26 protein-coding genes are annotated in these 18,610 nt (G+C 69.9%); 11 read left to right on the top strand and 15 right to left on the bottom strand.

Features of this window, described 5'->3' with window-relative positions:
- Nucleotides 1–185 precede the first annotated feature (185 nt).
- From HS048_RS34490 to HS048_RS34475, 4 genes are all read right to left on the bottom strand, one after another.
- The gene (locus HS048_RS34490) at nt 186–728 is read right to left on the bottom strand and encodes a nucleotidyltransferase domain-containing protein (protein ID WP_196470049.1); all 543 of its coding nucleotides are present in this window, start codon (nt 726–728) and stop codon (nt 186–188) included.
- A gap of 381 nt (nt 729–1,109) precedes the next feature.
- Complete coding sequence (locus HS048_RS34485) at nt 1,110–1,391, bottom strand: hypothetical protein (protein WP_196470048.1); 282 nt, start codon at nt 1,389–1,391, stop codon at nt 1,110–1,112.
- The gene (locus HS048_RS34480; RefSeq protein WP_196470047.1) at nt 1,376–1,921 is read right to left on the bottom strand and encodes a hypothetical protein; all 546 of its coding nucleotides are present in this window, start codon (nt 1,919–1,921) and stop codon (nt 1,376–1,378) included. The genes HS048_RS34485 and HS048_RS34480 overlap by 16 nt, the downstream gene beginning before the upstream one ends.
- 281 nt (nt 1,922–2,202) lie before the next feature.
- Complete coding sequence (locus tag HS048_RS34475) at nt 2,203–3,246, bottom strand: helix-turn-helix transcriptional regulator (protein WP_196470046.1); 1,044 nt, start codon at nt 3,244–3,246, stop codon at nt 2,203–2,205.
- Nucleotides 3,247–3,311: 65 nt separating this feature from the next.
- Here HS048_RS34475 and HS048_RS34470 point away from each other — a divergent pair, with 65 nt between their 5' ends.
- Entirely contained in the window at nt 3,312–4,526 is a 1,215-nt protein-coding gene (locus tag HS048_RS34470; protein ID WP_196470045.1) for an MFS transporter, read from the top strand.
- A gap of 126 nt (nt 4,527–4,652) precedes the next feature.
- Here HS048_RS34470 and HS048_RS34465 read toward each other — a convergent pair whose 3' ends face one another.
- The gene (locus tag HS048_RS34465; RefSeq protein ID WP_196470044.1) at nt 4,653–4,838 is read right to left on the bottom strand and encodes a hypothetical protein; all 186 of its coding nucleotides are present in this window, start codon (nt 4,836–4,838) and stop codon (nt 4,653–4,655) included.
- Nucleotides 4,839–4,938: 100 nt separating this feature from the next.
- Nucleotides 4,939–5,772, bottom strand: a complete 834-nt coding sequence (locus tag HS048_RS34460; protein ID WP_196470043.1) for a sulfurtransferase — start codon at nt 5,770–5,772, stop codon at nt 4,939–4,941.
- Nucleotides 5,773–5,900: 128 nt separating this feature from the next.
- Between HS048_RS34460 and HS048_RS34455 the strand changes: the two genes are divergently transcribed.
- Nucleotides 5,901–6,359 (top strand): MarR family transcriptional regulator, encoded by a 459-nt coding sequence (locus tag HS048_RS34455; protein WP_196470262.1) that lies wholly within the window; start codon nt 5,901–5,903, stop codon nt 6,357–6,359.
- A gap of 86 nt (nt 6,360–6,445) precedes the next feature.
- Complete coding sequence (locus tag HS048_RS34450; protein WP_196470042.1) at nt 6,446–6,727, top strand: hypothetical protein; 282 nt, start codon at nt 6,446–6,448, stop codon at nt 6,725–6,727.
- Nucleotides 6,728–6,808: 81 nt separating this feature from the next.
- On the opposite strand, the gene HS048_RS34445 is transcribed toward HS048_RS34450, so the two are convergent.
- Nucleotides 6,809–6,955, bottom strand: a complete 147-nt coding sequence (locus tag HS048_RS34445; protein WP_196470041.1) for a hypothetical protein — start codon at nt 6,953–6,955, stop codon at nt 6,809–6,811.
- A gap of 833 nt (nt 6,956–7,788) precedes the next feature.
- The gene (locus HS048_RS34440; RefSeq protein WP_196470040.1) at nt 7,789–7,971 is read right to left on the bottom strand and encodes a hypothetical protein; all 183 of its coding nucleotides are present in this window, start codon (nt 7,969–7,971) and stop codon (nt 7,789–7,791) included.
- A gap of 155 nt (nt 7,972–8,126) precedes the next feature.
- On the opposite strand from HS048_RS34440, the gene HS048_RS34435 reads away from it, so the two are divergent.
- Entirely contained in the window at nt 8,127–8,309 is a 183-nt protein-coding gene (locus HS048_RS34435; RefSeq protein ID WP_196470039.1) for a hypothetical protein, read from the top strand.
- A complete protein-coding gene (locus HS048_RS34430; RefSeq protein ID WP_196470038.1) occupies nt 8,306–8,542 on the top strand; it encodes a hypothetical protein in 237 nt (78 codons plus the stop codon). The genes HS048_RS34435 and HS048_RS34430 overlap by 4 nt, the downstream gene beginning before the upstream one ends.
- 271 nt (nt 8,543–8,813) lie before the next feature.
- On the opposite strand, the gene HS048_RS34425 is transcribed toward HS048_RS34430, so the two are convergent.
- Complete coding sequence (locus HS048_RS34425; protein WP_307832748.1) at nt 8,814–9,419, bottom strand: transposase; 606 nt, start codon at nt 9,417–9,419, stop codon at nt 8,814–8,816.
- Nucleotides 9,344–9,883 (bottom strand): winged helix-turn-helix domain-containing protein, encoded by a 540-nt coding sequence (locus HS048_RS34420; protein ID WP_196470036.1) that lies wholly within the window; start codon nt 9,881–9,883, stop codon nt 9,344–9,346. The genes HS048_RS34425 and HS048_RS34420 overlap by 76 nt, the downstream gene beginning before the upstream one ends.
- Before the next feature lie 35 nt (nt 9,884–9,918).
- Between HS048_RS34420 and HS048_RS34415 the strand changes: the two genes are divergently transcribed.
- Nucleotides 9,919–10,185 carry a hypothetical protein gene (locus tag HS048_RS34415; protein WP_196470035.1) on the top strand — a complete coding sequence of 89 codons (267 nt, stop codon included), beginning with the start codon at nt 9,919–9,921 and terminating at the stop codon, nt 10,183–10,185.
- A 1-nt stretch (nt 10,186) separates the two neighbouring features.
- Here HS048_RS34415 and HS048_RS34410 read toward each other — a convergent pair whose 3' ends face one another.
- Nucleotides 10,187–11,590: a helix-turn-helix transcriptional regulator gene (locus tag HS048_RS34410; RefSeq protein WP_196470034.1), complete on the bottom strand. Its 1,404-nt coding sequence runs from the start codon at nt 11,588–11,590 to the stop codon at nt 10,187–10,189.
- Between the two features lie 186 nt (nt 11,591–11,776).
- Between HS048_RS34410 and HS048_RS34405 the strand changes: the two genes are divergently transcribed.
- The 3 genes from HS048_RS34405 to HS048_RS34395 all read left to right on the top strand — a co-directional run bounded on the left by HS048_RS34405 (nt 11,777) and on the right by HS048_RS34395 (nt 13,556).
- Nucleotides 11,777–12,253, top strand: a complete 477-nt coding sequence (locus HS048_RS34405; protein WP_196470033.1) for a hypothetical protein — start codon at nt 11,777–11,779, stop codon at nt 12,251–12,253.
- A gap of 37 nt (nt 12,254–12,290) precedes the next feature.
- Entirely contained in the window at nt 12,291–13,175 is an 885-nt protein-coding gene (locus HS048_RS34400) for a phosphotransferase family protein (protein ID WP_196470032.1), read from the top strand.
- Between the two features lie 99 nt (nt 13,176–13,274).
- Nucleotides 13,275–13,556 (top strand): hypothetical protein, encoded by a 282-nt coding sequence (locus HS048_RS34395; RefSeq protein ID WP_196470031.1) that lies wholly within the window; start codon nt 13,275–13,277, stop codon nt 13,554–13,556.
- Between the two features lie 115 nt (nt 13,557–13,671).
- Here the strand turns inward: HS048_RS34395 and HS048_RS34390 are convergent, their stop codons facing one another.
- Nucleotides 13,672–13,830, bottom strand: a complete 159-nt coding sequence (locus HS048_RS34390) for a hypothetical protein (RefSeq protein WP_196470030.1) — start codon at nt 13,828–13,830, stop codon at nt 13,672–13,674.
- A 163-nt stretch (nt 13,831–13,993) separates the two neighbouring features.
- Entirely contained in the window at nt 13,994–14,248 is a 255-nt protein-coding gene (locus tag HS048_RS39215) for a peptidoglycan-binding protein (protein ID WP_196470029.1), read from the bottom strand.
- 112 nt (nt 14,249–14,360) lie between these two features.
- Here HS048_RS39215 and HS048_RS34380 point away from each other — a divergent pair, with 112 nt between their 5' ends.
- A complete protein-coding gene (locus HS048_RS34380; protein WP_196470028.1) occupies nt 14,361–14,987 on the top strand; it encodes an HNH endonuclease family protein in 627 nt (208 codons plus the stop codon).
- A gap of 98 nt (nt 14,988–15,085) precedes the next feature.
- Here the strand turns inward: HS048_RS34380 and HS048_RS34375 are convergent, their stop codons facing one another.
- Both HS048_RS34375 and HS048_RS34370 read right to left on the bottom strand, forming a co-directional pair.
- A complete protein-coding gene (locus HS048_RS34375; protein WP_196470027.1) occupies nt 15,086–16,300 on the bottom strand; it encodes a DUF6461 domain-containing protein in 1,215 nt (404 codons plus the stop codon).
- Between the two features lie 256 nt (nt 16,301–16,556).
- Entirely contained in the window at nt 16,557–17,048 is a 492-nt protein-coding gene (locus HS048_RS34370; protein ID WP_196470026.1) for a hypothetical protein, read from the bottom strand.
- A 198-nt stretch (nt 17,049–17,246) separates the two neighbouring features.
- Between HS048_RS34370 and HS048_RS34365 the strand changes: the two genes are divergently transcribed.
- Complete coding sequence (locus HS048_RS34365; protein ID WP_196465821.1) at nt 17,247–18,488, top strand: IS256 family transposase; 1,242 nt, start codon at nt 17,247–17,249, stop codon at nt 18,486–18,488.
- Nucleotides 18,489–18,610 lie beyond the last annotated feature (122 nt).

The following is an 18,610-nucleotide window of genomic DNA, read 5'->3' as shown; positions in this document are numbered from 1 at the left end:
ACGGGCCCCGGAGCAGCCCCAGACAGGCTGCCGCGTCCGGCCTAGGCGTTCATTTCACCGTTCATTTTCCGATGGCGTTCATCTACTCCGAGCAGTGCGTTTGACGAACGCATCGGAACGGCCAGTCACGATAAGACGCGCCCACCGGGCTCCTTATCGTGACTAGCCGATGCTGCTCGACCCCGTCACTCCCGGCCAGGCCGCTGGAACCGCTGATAGTCCTCCGGTATAGCGATGCCGAACCGCTCGCACAGCGCCGAGACATCGGCCCAGTCCTCGGCGTCGACGGCATAGCCGGTATGGAACCGCACCAGCCATTCCGGGCTGATGCAGGCCACCTCGCGCCCGCCGATCCGGCCGGTGCCGGCCAGGGCTTGAGCCGGGTAGCGTTCGCCGTTGCCGGGTGGCCCGTAGACGCCGTGGCCGTCGGCATCCAGGACGATGACGTGAAAGTCGATCAGGTGCCCGGCCTCGTCGCCCAGGACGAAGTTCCACGCGGTGGTGTCATCACGGGGGACAGGCCGGTACCCGCGGGCGCGAAGCACCGCGGCGGCCGCCGGCGCGTCGTGCTCCTGTACGACGATGTCCAGATCGGTGTGCGGCCGCGTCTGGGAACCGAGGCAGGCGTCCACCGCCCATCCGCCGTCCAACCAGGTACGGATGCCCAGGCCGTCCATCAGGGTCAGGAACTCCTGGACATCGTCTGCGGTCATCTCCGGTTCGGTCACGCCGATCAGTGTGTCACCACGATGCCGACGACGGCCGGGCGCACAACACGGGTCCTATCGTCCGGGGGCGCGATGAAGCACCGGATGCCCGCTGGATCTCGCCTCTGGACGGCCCAGTGCTCCCGAAACCGCGCCGAGCCGCAAGGTAGGCCTCGAAGCCTCACCAGGAGTCGTCTCGCATCCGGTTTCGCCTGGTTTCCGGAGGGCTCATGTTGGGGGAGGCAGCGTTCCTGCAGGTTCGGGAAGTGCCCGCAATCAGAGAGCTGAGCTGGCCCGACGCGCTACTTTGCGGCTCGGCGGAGCTTCGGGGGTACAGGGCCCTGAGGGCCCGCTAACGCCACTGACCGTTCCATTGCTGCTCAACCCCCGCTTCGGTGGCTCTCACTGCGGCTGAACGGCGACCGAATCGACGGAGAGCGTGACCTCGACGGTGATGCGCGGATTGTCCGGCTGAGGGAGCTGAAGCCCGCGCTTGAACTCCTCGGCATCGTCCGGCATCACCTTCGGCTGAACCGTGACCTTGACCTGGCCGGTCTCCTCATCTGAGTGCGCCATCATCGTGGCCACCTCAGGACAGGAGCGGAGCCGGGAGACGACCGTGTCCTGGGCCTGCCGGAGCTCCGAGGCCGAGAATCCCTTGCCGCCGATCAGGGTGACCTCCATGGGGAGGGTCCTAGCCAGCTCGATCGCGCGAGTCGGGATGGGATCCTTAAACCGACGCGCAGCCCCCGATGGTCGTCGACGTATCTGACGCCGGAGATCTCGTCAGGGAACTCCTCGGTAAGTTTGTCGATCACCCGGCTGTTGGACGACTGTGAGCCGAAGCGGTCGATGGCCTCCTCGTAGGAGATGCCCTCCGATTTAGCGATGGCCCCGAGGTCGACCAGCTCGGCGTAAGGAATGCCGTCGATCACCATGTCCGGGTCGGTCACCGCGGGGTCGTACCCCTCGAAGTCCGTCGGCTTGGGTGACGAGGTAGCAGCCACCCGGGTCGCGTACCGCTTGACGACCTCCTCCAGGGATCGGCCCGACGACGCCGCCTCTCGCTTGAGCCGCTCCAGGGTGGGCCGATGCGCTTTGGGCTGATCGGCCCGCGGCAGCACGATCGTCTCGGTCCCGGCCACAGTGGGCACCGGGCCAGCACCAGACTGGCCGCAGGCGCACAACGACGCGAGCAGCGCGATGACGGTCAAACGCGATCTCTTCACACCAAAGGGACGCGCCACCGGCCTGGAGGGTTCATCCAGACACCCCGTCCAGTACGGTGAAGCCCGTTCATCAAATTGCGCCTCCCATGCGGGCCGTCTCGAGGCGTCGGAATTAGAACGTTTGCCGACATCCTTGAAGGCTAGGCCGAACCTGCCTCCCGAAGCGATCAATCACTTCGGGCGGGGCAAGTTGGCAGCAGAGTGCATATGAGACCCTTACATCGAGCTACTTAGCACTTGGTCGCGCGGGTCCGAGTGGGGGCCATCTAGGCTGGGGCGTCGCACAGGTCCCATCCGGTCAGCGGTCCGGCCGAGGGGAGGCTCGGGTGGTCCTCGAGCAGGGAAGCCCCGAGCGTGGTCGTCATGTACACGACGGTGCGCCCGGATCGCTCGCGTGCGACCAGCCCGCTGTCGCGCAGCACGCCGAGGTGCTGCGACACCGCGCTGGGTGTGACGCCCAGCGCGCGGGCCAGCTCCGTCGTCGTGGCGGGGGAGCGTAGCGCCTCCAGCAGTTCGGCGCGCGCCCGGCCGAGCAGCCGGACCACGCTCCCCACCGGCGGGCGGGTTCCCGCGGTCCACAACGCGCCGACGCCCCGTGCCGGGTAGCGCACCGTGGTCTGCGTGGACGTACTCTTCTTGATCATCACGTGGGGTGGGCCGAGCACGACGGGCATGAGGACCAGCCCACCCGGGCCGCGGTTCACCACATGCTCGGCCCGCCAGTGCGTCCCTTGCAGCAGCAGCCGGCCGTCGCACCACCGCAGATCCGGATGCAGATCGGCGAAGAGCTTGTCGGCACCGCCCGCCGCCAGCTGCCGGGCGCGATGGATGACGTCGGCGTCCAGGACGGCCCGGATCCGCGGCCAGTGCGGCGCGACGAGCCGCTCGTGCGCCGCGCGCAGTTCCGCGGCGACCGCCCGCAGGCCCGCCGCCGGGTGCGTGGCGAGCGCGGCGGCGGCACCCGGGAGCTCTTCGCCGAACACGCGCCGGAGGCTGGCCCGCACCTGAGAAGGCGTCGTCGCCTGTAGCGCGGCCAGGTCGTCGTCGATCGACGCCGCCGTGCCGCGCGGGGCGGGGACGAGGAACTCCGGCCAGCTCGGCCGCTCGGTCACCAGCAGCGGCCAGGCGTGCGGCAGCTCGAGGGGACGGCGAGCGAGCTCGTCGGCCGCCCACCGCAGCCACCGCAGGTGGAGCGGATTGCGGTAGCGGCCGCTCAACTGCTGCAGGCCCGCCACCGTCTCCGACAGCGGCGAGATCGCCAACCGTGTCGCCGCCAGCTCGGCCACGCCGAGATCAATCCGCAACGCCACGCACCGACTATGTAGCAGCGGGCTAAAAGCTGTCACGGCGATGCCCGGCGCCGGAGGATCCCGGCATGACACCGGATGCGACACCGGCCGCCGGGCCGCGCCTGCCGACGGCCTACTGGCGGTTGTGGTGGGCCACGGGCATCAACGCCACCGGTGACGGTGCGTTCACCGCGGCGGTCCCGCTGCTGGCCGCGACGGTCACACGCGATCCGCGGCTGGTGGCGGTCGTCTCCGCCGCGGCGTACCTGCCGTGGCTGCTGCTGTCGCTGCCCGCCGGCGCGCTCGTCGACCGCCATGACCGCGCCGGCCTCATGTGGCGCTTCCAGGCGGTGCAGGCCGTGCTCGCCGCCGTCATGACGGTCCTCGCCGCCTCCGGCCGCCTCGGTGTCCCGGCGCTGGCGGCCGCGGCCTTCGCTCTGGGAGCCTGCGCAGTCGTCTCCGCCAACGCCGCCCAGGCGATCGTGCCGGACCTCGTCGCCGCACCCCTGCTGCACCGGGCCAACGGCCACCAGCAGACGATCACCATGCTCGGCTCCCAGTTCCTGGGACCACCGATCGGCGGCCTGCTGTTCGCGGTCGCCGCGGCGGCGCCGCTCGGGATGGACGCCGCCTCGTTCGCCCTGTCCGCCGCCCTGCTGGCGACCCTGCCCCGGCACAAGCGCCACCCGGGCGGCCACCCGCCGATGCGCACGGCGATCACCGACGGCCTGCGCTGGCTGGCCCGCCACCGGCTGCTGCGCACCCTGGCCGTCCTGCTCGGCGTCAACACCTTCTGCGCCCAGCTCGGCAATGCCACCCTCGTCCTGCTGGCCACCCAGACCCTGGGTCTCGACGCGCGCGGCTACGGCCTGCTGCTGGCCGGCGCCGCGCTCGGCAGCGTGTTCGGCGGCCTGACCGGCGCGCGCATCATCGGCGGGGCCGGGGCGCTTCTCGTGCTGCTGGCCGGGCTCGCGGTGAACGCCGTCGTCTTCGTCGGGATCGGGCTGAGCCCGGACGCGACCGTGCTCGGTGTCCTGCTGGCCGTCAACGGCTTCGCCGTCGTGCTGTGGAACGTCGTGACCGTCAGCCTCCGCCAGCAGCTCGTGCCGCCGCAGCTGCTCGGCCGGGTGGGAAGCGTCTACAAGATGATCGGCTGGGGCCTCATTCCCCTTGGCGCGCTGGCCGGCGGGCTGGTCGCGCATGCGTTCGGACTACGTGCGCCGTATCCCGTCGCGGGCGTGCTGCGGGGGATCACCTTGTTGATCGCGATGCCCATCTTGGTCCGCGCCCTCCGTAGTTAGAGGTCACGCTCAACAGCAAGCAGCATGGTTTCGTCCGCCAGGACCCGCCAAAGCGCTGCCGCCAAAATCCGGTCCGATTCTCCCCGGGGGCCACCATGTGCGTGTGGCGACCGGACGGCGGGGCTGTCAGGTCTCCGTCATCATGACGATGACGAGGCCGACGAGGTGGATCAGCACGATGAACACCAGCACGCCGACGAATAGCCACTTGGCAGGGCCATGTTCGAAGTGCTTGTCCTCCTTGATGGGAGGGCGCTGCGCCTGGCGGTCGGCGATCCGCTCTTCCAGGCTCTTTCGCTTCTGACGTTCCATGACCGTTCCTCGGGGTCGGGTGATTGCCGCTCTGTGGGAATTCGCTGTGTTCCGGGTCCCCTGCCCGAATGGCGGCAGGGGACCCGGAGGGGAGGGATGCTCAGCGCTCGACGGGCACGCCGACCAGGGAGCCGTACTCGACCCAGGAGCCGTCGTAGTTCTTGACGGCGGGCCGGTCGAGCAGCTGGCTGAGCACGAACCAGGTGTGGGCGCTGCGCTCGCCGATGCGGCAGTAGACGATCGTCTCGCCGTCGCCGTCCAGGGTGACGCCGGCCTGCCCGTACAGGGCGCGCAGCTGTTCGTCGGATTTGAAGGTGCCGTCGTCGTTGGCGGCCTGCGACCAGGGGATGTTCTTGGCGGTGGGCACGTGGCCGGTGATCTGGGACTGCTCCTGGGGCAGGTGCGCCGGGGCGAGGATCTTGCCGGTGAACTCGTCCGGGGAGCGCACGTCGACGATGGTCGCGGTGCCGATGGCCGCCAGGACGTCGTCGCGGAAGGCGCGGATGGAGGCGTCGGGTGCGGTGGCCTGGTAGCGGGTGGCGGGGCGCTGGACGGGCTCGCCGGTCAGCTCGCGGCCCTCCAGCTGCCACTTCTTGCGGCCGCCGTCGAGGAGGCGCACGTCGCGGTGGCCGTAGATCTTGAAGTACCAGTAGGCGTAGGCGGCGAACCAGTTGTTGTTGCCGCCGTACAGGATCACGGTGTCGCCCTCGGTGATGCCCTTGCGTGACATCAGGGCCTCGAAGGCGGCCTTGTCGATGAAGTCGCGGCGGACGGGGTCCTGCAGGTCCTCACGCCAGTCGATCTTGACGGCGCCGCGGATGTGGTCGGTGTCGTAGGCGCGGGTGTCCTCGTCCACCTCGACGAGGACGATCCCGGGGGTGTCGAGGTTGGCCTCGACCCAGTCGGCGTCGACGAGGACGTCTGTGCGGCTCATGGGTGTTTCTCCTATGACGGTGGGTCGAACAGTCAGCTGCATCGCCCACTAATATTTAGTGTACTAAGCATTAGTGTACTCGGCGAGGTAGGGTGACGGTAAGTACCGAGGAGGCTTACATGAGTGACATGGGCGACATCGCCGATCCGCTGTCCCTGGAGAACCAGGTGTGCTTCGCCCTGGCGGTCGCCTCGCGATCGGTGATCGGGTTGTATCGGCCGGTGCTGGAGCCGATGGGGCTGACCCATCCGCAGTACCTGGTGATGCTGGCGCTGTGGCAGCACGCGCCGTTGTCGGTCAAGGACCTCAGCGGCCTGCTGCAACTGGAGCCGGCCACACTGTCGCCGCTGCTCAAGCGCCTGGAGGCCGCCGGCCTTGTCGAGCGCCGACGCGCCAGCACCGACGAGCGCTCCCTAGCGGTGACCCTGACCGAGCACGGGCGCGCGCTGCGCGCGCAGGCAGAGCAGATCCCGGCGGCGATCGTCGAGCGCCTGGGCATGGATCTGGCCGAGCTGCAGGACCTGCACAAGGCGCTGACCCGGGTGATCGCCGCCGCCAATGGAGCCCACCTCGTCGCAAACGGCTAGAGCGGGCAACAGGGACGGGTGGGACTACCTGTCGGTTACTTTGCCCCTCGCCGGAGCTGCGGGAGTACTGGGCCTACAACGCGTCCATGGACGAGCCCCGCATCCTCGGCCGCAACGGCATGGCCGCCCTGGACGCCATCCCCCAGCTGCTCACCCAGCTGCGCGCCGCCCACCGCACCCTCGACGACTGGCGCAGCCTGACCCGCAGCACCGAGTACATCATCAGCGCTACCGCGCCGACCGGCGACGAGCCCCGCGTCACCGAAGACGACGCCGAACGCGCCCACCAGGAACCCGGCCCCGCCCAGCCGTGGGCACGCACCGTCCACACCAGCCCGTGGGCGCCATGGACTCCACCTCCGTTCTGACCCCAGTCTCGGGGCGGCGCACCCCTACGAGCACCCCGCCCCACCCAGAAGAGCCCGCAGCGCAGTGCCGCGGGCTCTGCACTACTCCATCAGCTGGTGCATCGCGACGAGCACCGCGCCGCCTGCACCGAGACCTGCCACGACGCTGAGCGGCAGTGGAACACCGCCCGCGGCGGACAGGAGACCGACGACTCCGCCGGCGATGACGGCGACTACGCCGATCAGCACTGTGCGGCTCGGCAACAGCGGTGGCCGAGGCTCACCGCTGGAATGTGTACCCTTCCTCACTAGGACGCGACCTTTCGAGTGTCCGTGCGGAACGACGGCTCCCTGTTGGCCCAGGGGGCCGTCACCGTTTCCGGTGCCGGCCACGCCGCCCACCCCCGATCGCGGGGGTACGTGAAGATATACCGGGGTTCTCGAGTGGCTTGCACGACAGCTGAGGTATCCCAGCAGGCCCCAGCTGGGGGTTCTGCCCGAAGCGAAGAGGAAACCCGCAGACGAAGGCTCCGCTCCTTGCGGAGTTCACGCAGGTGAACATGGCTGCTCGTACGCTGCTCGCAGCGCAGGGTGACCGTGATGAAGGTCATGAAAGTGTCTTGGCACTCGTACTTCTCGGTGACCACGAAAGGACGGTGGAGGTAGAGCGTGGCGTTGACCGCCACAGCAGACGATCAACGAGTGGTACTCGAACTGCCGGTGACGAAGTACGCGCAGAAGTAGCGACATCGTCGGTGATTGGGCGAATCGGAGGCAGACTCTAACCCGCATGGCCGCCTAGCTTGCTCCTCCCCACACCGGTTCTTGCAACGCGCGGGACCATCCCCGCGAGTGCGGGGCCGACATCGCCTCCCGGGTGGTGTACGAGCGGGACCGGGGACCATCCCCACGGGCGCAGGGCCGACAACTGGCACCGCGTCCCGGTCGCCGTCGGCCCCGCGCCCGCGGGGATAGTCCCGGGGCGGAGCCGTTCGCGTGTTCAGGTTCGCGCGACCTTCTCCAATGTCTTGCCATCCAGTTGTCGGCCTGCCTCAGCCGCACATCGCCGTACACCGTCTCGATCAGGCGGCCCCGCTCGGCGTGGGCGTCGGCTGGGCGCTGCTCGCCGTCCGGATCAGGCTCGGCTCCCCTGCCTGGATCGCGCTCCAGGCCGGCAACTCGGTCGCGAGCTGGTCGCAGGCGCGCATCGCAGCGTCCAGAGCGCGCTGCGCTTCGACGAGTTCTGCAGGTGGGTTATCGTCCATGGTCTCTCCCCCGGGGGTGCCTCGTGCGGGGAGACCCTACGGTCGGCCTTCGGAGCAAGGGAGGACAGGCTCAGCGGCGTAACGGGTTTGACCAGTCGCGGACAAGCACTCCATGTGACTGCGGATGATCACAGTGCGAGACCACGATTCTCGTCATGACAAAACCAAGCACCTCCAAGGGAAAGCACTGGCGACACCTCCCCAGCGAGGAGCGCATCACGGACCCGGCGTTCCGCGCCCACGTCGCCGCCTCCCGCGCGGCCTGCGGGCTCCCACCCCATGTTGAGGACCCCGCGACCCTCGCCTACCTCGCTAACCTCATGACGATGAAGCCATGAGCGCCTACCGCGACTCCCTGACGCCGGAACAACAGGTCGTCTACGACCGGTGCTGCGCCGAGGCGGCGTTCGTCATCGCCCGTGCTCGGGCCCGCCGCGACTCCCTTCCCGTCATGGAGGCTGCGCGGGAGGCGTACATCCCCGGCGGTCCATCCGTGGAGGAGATCGCCGAGATCATCCGGTCCCATCGCGAGGAAGCACGTGCAGCCCTCAACGCCAGGAGCCTCCCGTGACGGCTGGCTACGACGAAGAGCGCATCGCCCGCCTCGCCCAGATGGCTCAGTCCCCGAAGATCCAGGCCATCGTCAACTCGTGGAGGCCGTTCAGTTCCGAGAAACTCGTGATTCGCCGGGTCTTCGGCAGGAGACCTTCCCTACCAGAACGATCTCTGCCCCCAGAAGGATGACGTCTCTCCCCAACCGCTGGATCGACAAGCACGAGCTGGCCCAGTACCTCGGCCTCGGCGACTCCGTATCCGGCATCACTGAGCTTTAACTCGTGGAGTTACAGCAGGTTGAAGGCCAGGTCGGTCCCTGCCAGGCAGCCGTCGATCAGATGCGGCCGGTACTGGATCTTCTTCAGCCCGCGCTTGACCAACCGCACCAGCTGATCCAGACCCACCACCGCGAGGTTGGCCAACCCGTCCCGGTTGAGCAGCGACCAGACGCCCTCCACCGGGTTGAGGTCCGGAGCGTACGACGGCAGCTGGACCACCCGCAGCCAGTCGGCGTTCTCGGCGATGAAGCGGCGCATCGGCGCGCAGGTGTGCCGGTTGAGGTTGTCCCACACCAGCACGATCGGCGCACCGAGTTGCAGGTGCGCCATGACGAGCAGGTCGCGGTAGTCGCACCAGGTGAAGCTCGCCGTCTCGCCCGCGTGCCGCCGGTAGACGTGCACCCGGTAGATCAGCCGGGACCGCTCGCCCGGCCGGTAGCAGACCATGGCCGCGACCGAGACCCGGCCTGCGCGCCGGCCCGGCACCCTCACCACCGGGGTCGCGCCGCGCGGCGCCCAAGTGCGGGCGGCCGGCGGTCTCAGCGTGCGGCCGCACTCGTCTTCGAAGCAGACCCAGGCATCCAGGTCCGCCGCGGTCTTTCCACGGCGGGCCACACCTCCGTCTTCCACACCACGATCGCGTCCTCGTCGCGCTCGCATGCCCGGCGGGCGGGCACCTGGCACGACCAGCCGTGCCGCCTGAGCAGCTTCCACACCCCGGGCAGGGAGTAGCTCCGGTGGAACATCCGGCCGATCACGCGCTGGATGCGGGCCAGGGTCCAGTACTGGTCGTTCCAGCCGTAGGCGGCCGGGCCGCGCAGCAGCGCCGCTTCCAGCCGGGCGAACTGGGTCTCGTCCAGCAGGGGCAGCGAGGCCGGGCCCTTGGAGGCCAGCGCCGCGCTGCCGCCGCGCGCCCAGGCGCGGCGCCACCGGTTGGCCGACATCCGGCTGACCCGCAGGTCCTTGGCCACGTGGGTGTCGGTGTAGCCGCGGGCGAACAACTCGGCCGCCTCCAGCCGGAGCTGCTCGCGTTTGGCGCGTTGCGCGGCGGTCAGCCCGCCGCCTTGTGCGTACCGCATGACCTGGACGTACCGCCAGAACCCTGGAGGATCACATGATCGGAGAACATCACGAATTAAAGATCAGCAATCGCAAGGCCGCCTCTGGCGAGTGGCCATCCCGGCTCGTTCTCGGACAGCTGCGGTTTTCTCCCGAGGACGTCGCCGCGATCGAGGAGCTGCTGATCCATCCGGCCACCCGCCACCGGCGGGAGGCCCACCCTCTGCCGCCCGCGAAGAAGCGGCCCTCGGGGTTCGCGGATTTGACCGACCGGCCAATACGCATGCGCCGGGGCGCCGCCCCCTACGGGCAGCGCTGGTAGATCAGGCGGTAGCGCCGCGGCCGTGGACGTCGATCGGTGGCGGCAGTGTCCGTACCCGCTCCTGCAGGTCTCGCACGCTCCCGGTGTCCGTCCCTTCCAGCGCGGTGGAGAGCGCCGTCAGCCGGGCCCGGGCCGTCGAGCGCAGCCGATCCGCCGGTACGCGCTCCAGCACGCTCAGGGCCCGCGCTGCAGCGTCCCCCGGCTGGCCGGTCGCCTCCGTCTGCGCGAGCACCAGTGTCGCCGCGGCCCAGCCCGGCGTGTCCGGCACGCACACCCCCGCCGAGGCCTCTGCTCGCGCGGCCGCCCGTCCGGGCCAGCCGAGCGCGAGCAGCGCCTCCGCCTCGTGCAGCGCGAGCTCGGCGGCGTCGAAGCCGAACCGGCCCGGCGCCCCGCCAGCGGGGTCGGCCTCGAGCGCGGTCGTCGCCTCGGCGAGTGCCTGCTCGGCCTCGGTCGCCCGGCCGAGCTGAGCGAGGGTTGGCAGCATCGCCCACGCCAGTAGCTGCGCCCGGGCGAGCGGCCCGGCCGCGTGCTGCAGGCCGGCCTCGGCGTGCCCCAGCGCGGCTGTCAGGTTCCCGCGGGCGCGGGCGACCATGCTGTGCGCGCCGAGTGCCCACCCGGTCAGCCGGGCATCGCCGGTGTGCTCGCCGAAGCTGGCGGCGACGGAGAGGTGTGCGCGGGCTCCGGTGTGGTCGCCGAGGTGGTGAGCGAGGTTGCCGAGCAGCGCGGACATCCATCCGGCGGTCCGGCGCAGGCCTACGCCGACGGCCGGGTCCGCCGGGGTGGCGAGCGCGTCGACGAGCATGCCGCGGGCGGCGTGCACCTCGTCGAACAGCACCGCGGGCGGGTGCTTGGAGTAGTTGAGGGCGTAGTGCTCGACGGCCGCCTCGGCGAGCTCCACCACCGTCGGCCCGCCGTACGGGTCCGCCAGGAGGGCCAGGCACAGCGAGTGACGGATAGCGGGCAGTCCACTGGCAGTGGTCATCAGCTCAACTCCTGGCAGCAGCGGCTGGATCTCGTGCCGACCGTACCCGCCGCCGCGGCCGCATGTGCAGTGCCGCGCCAACCCGAGCTGGCCGAGCTGAGCGCCGTACGCGCGGGCGAGCATGGTGGCGTACTCCCGACCCGGCCGCTCGGATCCGTGCTCCCACCGGCACAGCTGCGCCGGCGACAGGCCGGGCGGGTGCAGGCCGTCGGCGACGTACTCCTTGGCGACCTGGTCGACGGCCTGGGCGCGGGACCAGCCGAGGGCGAGCCGCCATGCCTCCAGGGCGGTGAGCTCGGGCAGCGCGGTGCGTAGCTCGGTGACGACCCGCTCGGTGGCGTGGCTGGCGCGCTGCGCCTGCATGCGGATGCGTACCGCCTGGCTTTGGATCTCTGCCCGTCGTGCTCTGGTGATCTGCCCCATGGGGCCTCCACGCGTCGCGAGCGTCCGTGAGATGCACCGTAGTCGCTCCCTTACTTACCGCGCTGGTCAGGCTCCTGTCATTGATGGCAGACCCTCAATACGCGGCTCGCGGTCCGGCAATGACCGGCTGGCCGTCGGCGGTCACCGTGAGAGCAGGCGACCCCGCCAACCGGAAGGGACGACATCATGACCGTCACCACCATCCGCCCAGCCGCCCCTGACCCTCGGACGCTCATCACCCCTGAGCTGCATGCCCGGCTCGTCGCGCGGATCAAGGTCGAGCACCCTCAGCAGGCGCACCTGGCCGAGCCCATCATGGACCAGGTGCTCGCGTTCCTCTCCGCCTGCGCCACCCGGCCCAACGCTCACCTGTCGCCATCGGAGCTGGTCGACATCGGATGGCACACTTTCATCCTCTACACCCAGCCGTATGCCGAGTTCTGTGACCGGGTCGCCGGTCGCTTCATCCACCACCGTCCTGAGGACGGTGCCGAGGGCGGCACCAAGGGCGGGTGCACGGCGGCCGACACCGTGGCCGTCATGCGGGAGCTCGGCCTGCCCGTCATCACGGACCTGTGGAGCCACGCCGGTAAGTGCGAGGGAAGCGGTACGGGGAGCTGCTCGCAGTGCCACCAGGGCTGCACCGACAGCCCGACGAAGTAACCCACCTCGCCAGTAGGAGCGGCGTACAGTGCGGCACATGATGTACCGGTGGGAAGATCTCCCCGCGGAGATCAGGGACATGATCGCAGCCGAGTTCGGCCCGATCCGGCAGGCGATCAGCCTCCCGGGCGGGCTCACCGCCGGCGCTGCCGTACGACTGGCCACGGCGTCCGGGACGCTGTTCGTCAAGGCTCTGCCGGACGACTCGCGGTCCGCGCCGCTCTACCAGCGCGAGCGCCTCGTCGGCACCGCCCTACCACCGGCCGTGCCCGCTCCCCGAATGCTGTGGAGCGGGCACACCGGCGGATGGATCACCCTCGTTTTCGAGCACGTCGACCACGCGCGAGAGGTCGACCTCGGCATCGGCTCCCCGGACCTGGACGGAGTCCTCGACCTCGTCCGCGCGCTCGGCGAGACCCTCACTCCGAGCCCCGCCGAGGTACCGCCCGTCACCGACAACGTCGAGTTCTTACGTAAGCGCGCGGACGCCCTCCTGGCCAACCCGCCCGCTGACCTGGAAGCGTCCGACGCCTACCGGCACGCCCGGAGCCTGCTCAACACCGACGCACTGGCCGGGGACACGCTCCTTCACGCAGACCTGCACGAGGGCAACCTCCTCGCGGCCCCGGCCGGGATGCGGGTCATCGACTGGGGACTCGCCTGCCAGGGGGCGGCGTGGGTGGAGGCCGCGCTGCTGGTGCCGCGGCTGATCCTGGCCGGGCACACCCCGGCGCAGGCGGAGGAACTCGTCGAGCAGCTGCCCGCCTGGAAGGAGGCGCCCGGCGCGGCCGTGACCGGCCTGGCGGCCGCCTGGTCGTTGTTCCGGGAGTTCGTCGCTCGCTACGGACGGGAGCCGATTCGGGCGTCCCGTGCTCGGGCGGCGGCTGCGGGCCGGGCCTGGGTGGAGTACCGCACCGGCTGATCGAGCCTGGAGTCCCAACGGAACGCCGTTCACCAGGCAACCAGTCCCGGGACTGGCCCGTCTTCTCTGGCGTCTCATCCTCAACGTCAGGAGCTCCCCTTGCTCGGACGGTTCATCGTCTCCGCGGCCCTGGCCGCTTCCGCGCTCGCCGTCCCGGTCGCGGTCGCGCCGGCGTCGGCCACCGTCGTCTCCGCCCCCACGGCGGTGGCTATGGCGGCGTGCACGTACCGGCGGGTCGGCCAGCACTGGAACTGCATCACGCCGGGCGCGTTCTGCCCGAAGGCCGCGCGCGGGAAGTCGGGCTACGCGAAGGTCACCAGCAAGCGGTACCGGTGCACATGGAAGAGCGCGGACCCGTACTGGCGGTGGCGACGCGCCTGACCCTGGACACGTAGAAGCGCCCCGCTCGGTCTACGGACCGGGCGGGGCGTTCGCGTTGGAGCCTTCAGCAGAGCCCCGGGTCGTATGGCCGCGTCCCGGGGCCCCGCAGGTCAGGCTACCGCTGCGGCATCGGCAGGTCAGTGTGAGCGGTGTGCTTCGCCTTGTAGCCCGCCACCGCGGTGATCGCCGTCGGCAGCAGCGGGATCGTCAGCGCCTCCAGCCAGTCCGGCCAAAACGCGATCAGCGAGTGGTCGGAGTCCCCGACCTGAAGCACGGCCAGGAAGCCAGCGCTGCCGAGGAGTCCGCCAAGCGAGGTCCATCGGACTTTCACCTCGACCGGCGACTTGCTGCATGAGATGGGTTCTCCGTGCGTCGCCCCTCCTCAAGGACCGACCGCTCTCACCACGGAGCGAAAAACCAAGAGCCGCGTGCTCGGGTCAGGCGACGTGGAGCAGCACCGTCCACGTCTGTCGGCCGACCCGTCCGTCGACCTCGATCCGGGCGGCCCGCTGGAACACCTTCACCGCGTCCCCATCGGCGCTCCGAACACCGTGTCGTCGGTACCTGCTGGGATCAGGTAGTCGGCTCCGCGCCTGCCGATCGGGGTATCCATGCAGGTCGTTGGCCTCCTGCAGTGGATCAGCGGCACAGTGCGCCCAAGACCGGTGCGCCTGCTCGTCACACCTCGCCATGGGCGGCACACATGCGGCTTGGGAGGGTCCGAGATATCCCTGCTGTTTCGCCCCCTGACCAGGACACCCTCCTCTCGTCCTGGCCGAGACTCCGGGGACAGAAAGGCTCGCCATGCGACGAGTCGTCACCGCAGCCGGCGCCTGCCTGAGCGCCCTGACCCTCACCAGCGCCCTGGCCTTCACCGCGGCGTCGGCGACCCCGCCGAACATCCCCACCGCCGGCACCGCCGCCACCCGCCTGGCCGCACTCACCGTGGCGGCCGAGTCCAACGCCGGCTCCTACGACCGGGATCTGTTCCCGCACTGGATCACCATCACCGGCTCCTGCAACACCCGTGAGCAGGTCCTCAAGCGCGACGGAACGAACGTCACCGTCAACTCCAGCTGCGCGGCCACCTCCGGGCGCTGGTATTCGCCGTTCGACGGCGCCACCTGGAATGCCGCGTCCGACGTCGACATCGACCACATCGTGCCCCTGGCCGAGGCGTGGCGCTCCGGCGCGCATGCCTGGACCACGGCCAAGCGGCAATCGTTCGCCAACGACCTCGGGGGACCCGAGCTGTGGGCGATGACGGATGACCTCAACCAGGCCAAGGGGGACAAGGACCCGGCCGCCTGGCAGCCACCGCAGCAGCACTGCCTGTACGCGCGTGCGTGGATCCAGATCAAGTACCACTGGGGCCTGAAACTGCAGTCGGCGGAGAAGACCGCGCTGCAGAACATGCTCGCCACCTGCTGACCCGCGACCGAATCCCCTCGCACCGGTCCGGTGGCCGACGTCCGCCTTCCCCCCTGCGGCAGCGGCCGCCGGATCAGCCCGGAAAGGACGCGGGCCGCCTACGCCTCCCCGGCGCGCAGCGTCGCGATGACGGCCGTCGCGTGATCGGGATCGGCCATGATCCGATCGGCGCTGACCAGGGCGAGGTGGATGTCGTAGGCGGCCTTCCTGGCATCGGGGGAAAGGGCATCGCGCACCGCGGAGGCCGCCTGCCAGCGCGGGCGCGCTGCATCCCGCTCCTCCTCACTCAGGTAGCGGCGCGGCGTACAGGTCGGGCAGGTCGGCATGCCGGTCGTGGCGTCGACGAAGGTGACGCTGTAGAGGCCGCCCGGGGACCGGTGTGACTGCTCACACGAATCCACGCTCCATTCGCCGGTGGCGGTGTCGATCGGCTGGCCGGTCAGGTCCGATTCCCAAATACGGATGAGTTTGGCGAGGGGAGAGTCATCGGCGACCTGCGGCGTCTGGCCCTGCTCGGCCCGGGCGAGCGCCTCGGTGAGCACCGGATGGTCGGCCACGCCGGCCAGCGTGCACTGGCGGCGCGCTTCGGCGATCGAGGCTCGCCGCTGGAGGTCGGGGGAGGCGCCGTCGATGGCCTCGGCCATCTCCCGGTTGAAGGAGCGCAGGGTGTGGGTGGTGAGCGGGTCGCCGGTCGGGGGGTCCTCGGGCGCCGGGTCGGTGATGATCCCGCCCAGCAATGGCCCGTCCAGCATGGCGGGGGTGAACAGCACCCCGCTGATGCGGCTGGCCAGGGCGAGGGCCGCGGAGACGGAGACAGGACCCGGCAGGGACCCAAGCTCCTTGTCCGGTTCGGGTTCCAGGCCGAGTGCGCGCATGTCGTCGTTGAGGGTGTCGGGGTGGCTGCCCCAGCGCTCCTGAGGCCACTGCGGGCGAAAGGCCGTCCGGATCCGGCCGTCCGCGGCATGCTGGAAACGGTGCGAGGCCGCGTAGTCGTGGCGCATGACGGCGACGGCCTCACCGCCGTCGCGGGTCAGCTCGCGCAGCGTCTCGGGCCGGGTTCCCTCCCAGCCGCTGTATTCGAAAGCGATCGTCCAGTCGCCGGATCGGGCCGCCAGCACCATGTCGCAGCAGCCGTCGGTCTCCTCGATGCGCTCCATGACCTCCTCCTTATCCGCCGGCCCGATGTCGTCATCGGCGACGCCGAACCGCCGGAGCGTCTCGCGCTCGTCCAGGCCGCGGACGAAGGTGACGGTGTAGATCTCCTCCCAGTTCCGTTCCTGCCAGGCATACGCCTCGGGCATGACCTCGCGCATCGGCTCTCCTCGGGCCCGCTCCTCATGATCGCGGCGAGTATGGCAGCCGGAGCCGACATCCCGCCGACGGGAAGGATCGGCCCATCGCACGTCCGGCCCAGGACTTCCGCCTCGGGCCCGGGACGAAGGCGAGATGCGGACGGCGTCCATCAGGGGATCCCTGGGCTCTTACCGTGGCTGCAACACCGATGATCAGAAGGTGTTCACCGGGGCGCATGCTGAGATCACGGCCTGGTGGCGGCGTGGAGCATGGACGTCAGGCCGCAAACAGGGAGGCGAAAACGTAAACGGCCAGGAGCAGCGCAATCGAAAGGGCGAGCAGCCACCGGGGAGTGCGGGGCATGGCCAGCCAGGCCGCAGCCGGGTAGGCGATCACGCCGCTGAAGACGATGAGCTTGAGGGAGACGTCGGCCAGCGAGAACGGCAGCGCTTCGGCGAGTCGCCAGATCGTCGCCAGGAAGAGGGCGGCCAGGAGGGCGATGGGCCAAGCTGACCGTATCCGCAGCAGATACAGCAACGGCCAGGCGAGGACGATCGCGACCCACCGCCCGACCGCCCATGCCTGGACGAGGAAGCCGAGACAGCCGGTGTAGTGCCCGCATAGGGGAGAGTCCGGGAAGAGCGTGGCCATCAGCCATGCCCATCCGAAGAGGCCGAGGGGAAGCAGGATCCCGACCACACCGGCCAGGACGAGCCGCCTGCCGAGCTTCCCGCTCACCGCGGACGCGCCTGGCCTTGATTCGATCATGCGTGAATGGTGACACACCGGACATCGTCCAGCCAGGGGAAGGGTAGACGATCCCTTGCCGCGCCGAGCCATCCACTGAAGGTTGCGTCCACGGAAGTGGTGTAAGAGTTTCCCCAGCACACAGGCGTGCCGCCGGACATGAAGACGGCCATCGCGTGATCCTTCGGGTTGCGAAACCAAGATCGAAGGAAGAAAGCGATGGCCGTGAACAACAGTGTGGACCCGATGGCGTGGCTGGCGGAGCAGATTCAGACCAGCGACCCGGATCTGTTGCGCTCCATGGTGAAGACCATGGCCGAGGCGTTGATGTCGGCTGAGGCCGACAGCCTGTGCGGCGCCGCCTACGGCGAGCGCAGCGATCAGCGCGCCAACCGCCGCAACGGCTACCGGAAGCGGGACTGGGACACCCGCGCCGGCACCGTCGAGCTCGCCATCCCCAAGCTGCGTTCGGGCACCTACTTCCCGGACTGGCTGCTGCAGCGCCGCCGCCGGGCCGAACAGGCCCTCATCAGCGTGGTGGCCACCAGCTACCTGCTGGGCGTCTCCACCCGCCGCGTCGACAAGCTGATCGAGCAGCTCGGGGTGCAGCACATCTCGAAAAGCCAGGTCTCGGAGATGGCCAAGATGCTCGACGGGCAGGTGGAGGCCTTCCGCACCCGCCCGCTGGACGGCGGCCCGTATGCGTTCCTGTGGCTGGACGCGCTGACGCAGAAGGTCCGTGAGGACGGGCGGACGGTGAACGTGCACGTGCTGGTCGCCACGGCCGTGAACGCCGACGGCCGCCGGGAGATCCTGGGGCTGGAGGTGACCTCGGCCGAGGACGGCGCGGGCTGGCTGGGCTTCCTGCGGGGCCTGGTGGCGCGGGGCCTGTCGGGGGTGCAGCTGGTGGTCTCCGATGCCCACCGGGGCTTGGTGGAGGCGGTCGGCGCGGTGCTGGCGGGCGCGGCCTGGCAGCGCTGTCGAACGCACTACCTGCGGAATTTGCTGACCACCGTGCCCAAGTCGGCGCAGCCGTGGGTGGCGACCCTGGTGCGCACGATCTTCGACCAGCCGACCGCCGAGGCCGTGCGCTCCCAGCATGCCTGGGTCATCGACGCCCTGGAGGCGAAGTATCCGGCCGCGGCGGCGCATCTGGACGCGGCCCGGGAGGAGTTGCTGGCCTTTGCTGCGTTCCCTCGGGAGGTCTGGCGGCAGGTGTGGTCGAACAATCCGCAGGAGCGGTTGAACAAGGAGATCCGCCGCCGCACCGACGTGGTCGGTATCTTCCCCGACCGGAGTTCGGTCGTGCGCCTGGTGGGTGCGGTGCTGGCCGAGCAGACCGACGAGTGGACCGAGGCCCGCCGCTACATGGGGCTGGACGTGCTGGCCAAGGTCCGGCTGCGGCTGATCTGCGGCGACACACCGGGGCAGAACCCGCTGCCGCAGACACTTACCGCTTAACCTGCAGAAACGGGATCACGCGAAGGCCGACTCATACACCACTTCGCTGGACGTGACCTCCACTGAAGGTCACGTCCAGCGAAGGGGTGTACGTAAGCCGGTCGGCCACCGGACGCTCTCGA

Source organism: Planomonospora sp. ID91781 (genome assembly GCF_015711595.1).
GTDB lineage: Bacteria > Actinomycetota > Actinomycetes > Streptosporangiales > Streptosporangiaceae > Planomonospora > Planomonospora parontospora.
The sequence above is the reverse complement of the archived record's forward strand: the minus strand, read 5'-3'. Positions and strand labels throughout refer to the sequence as shown.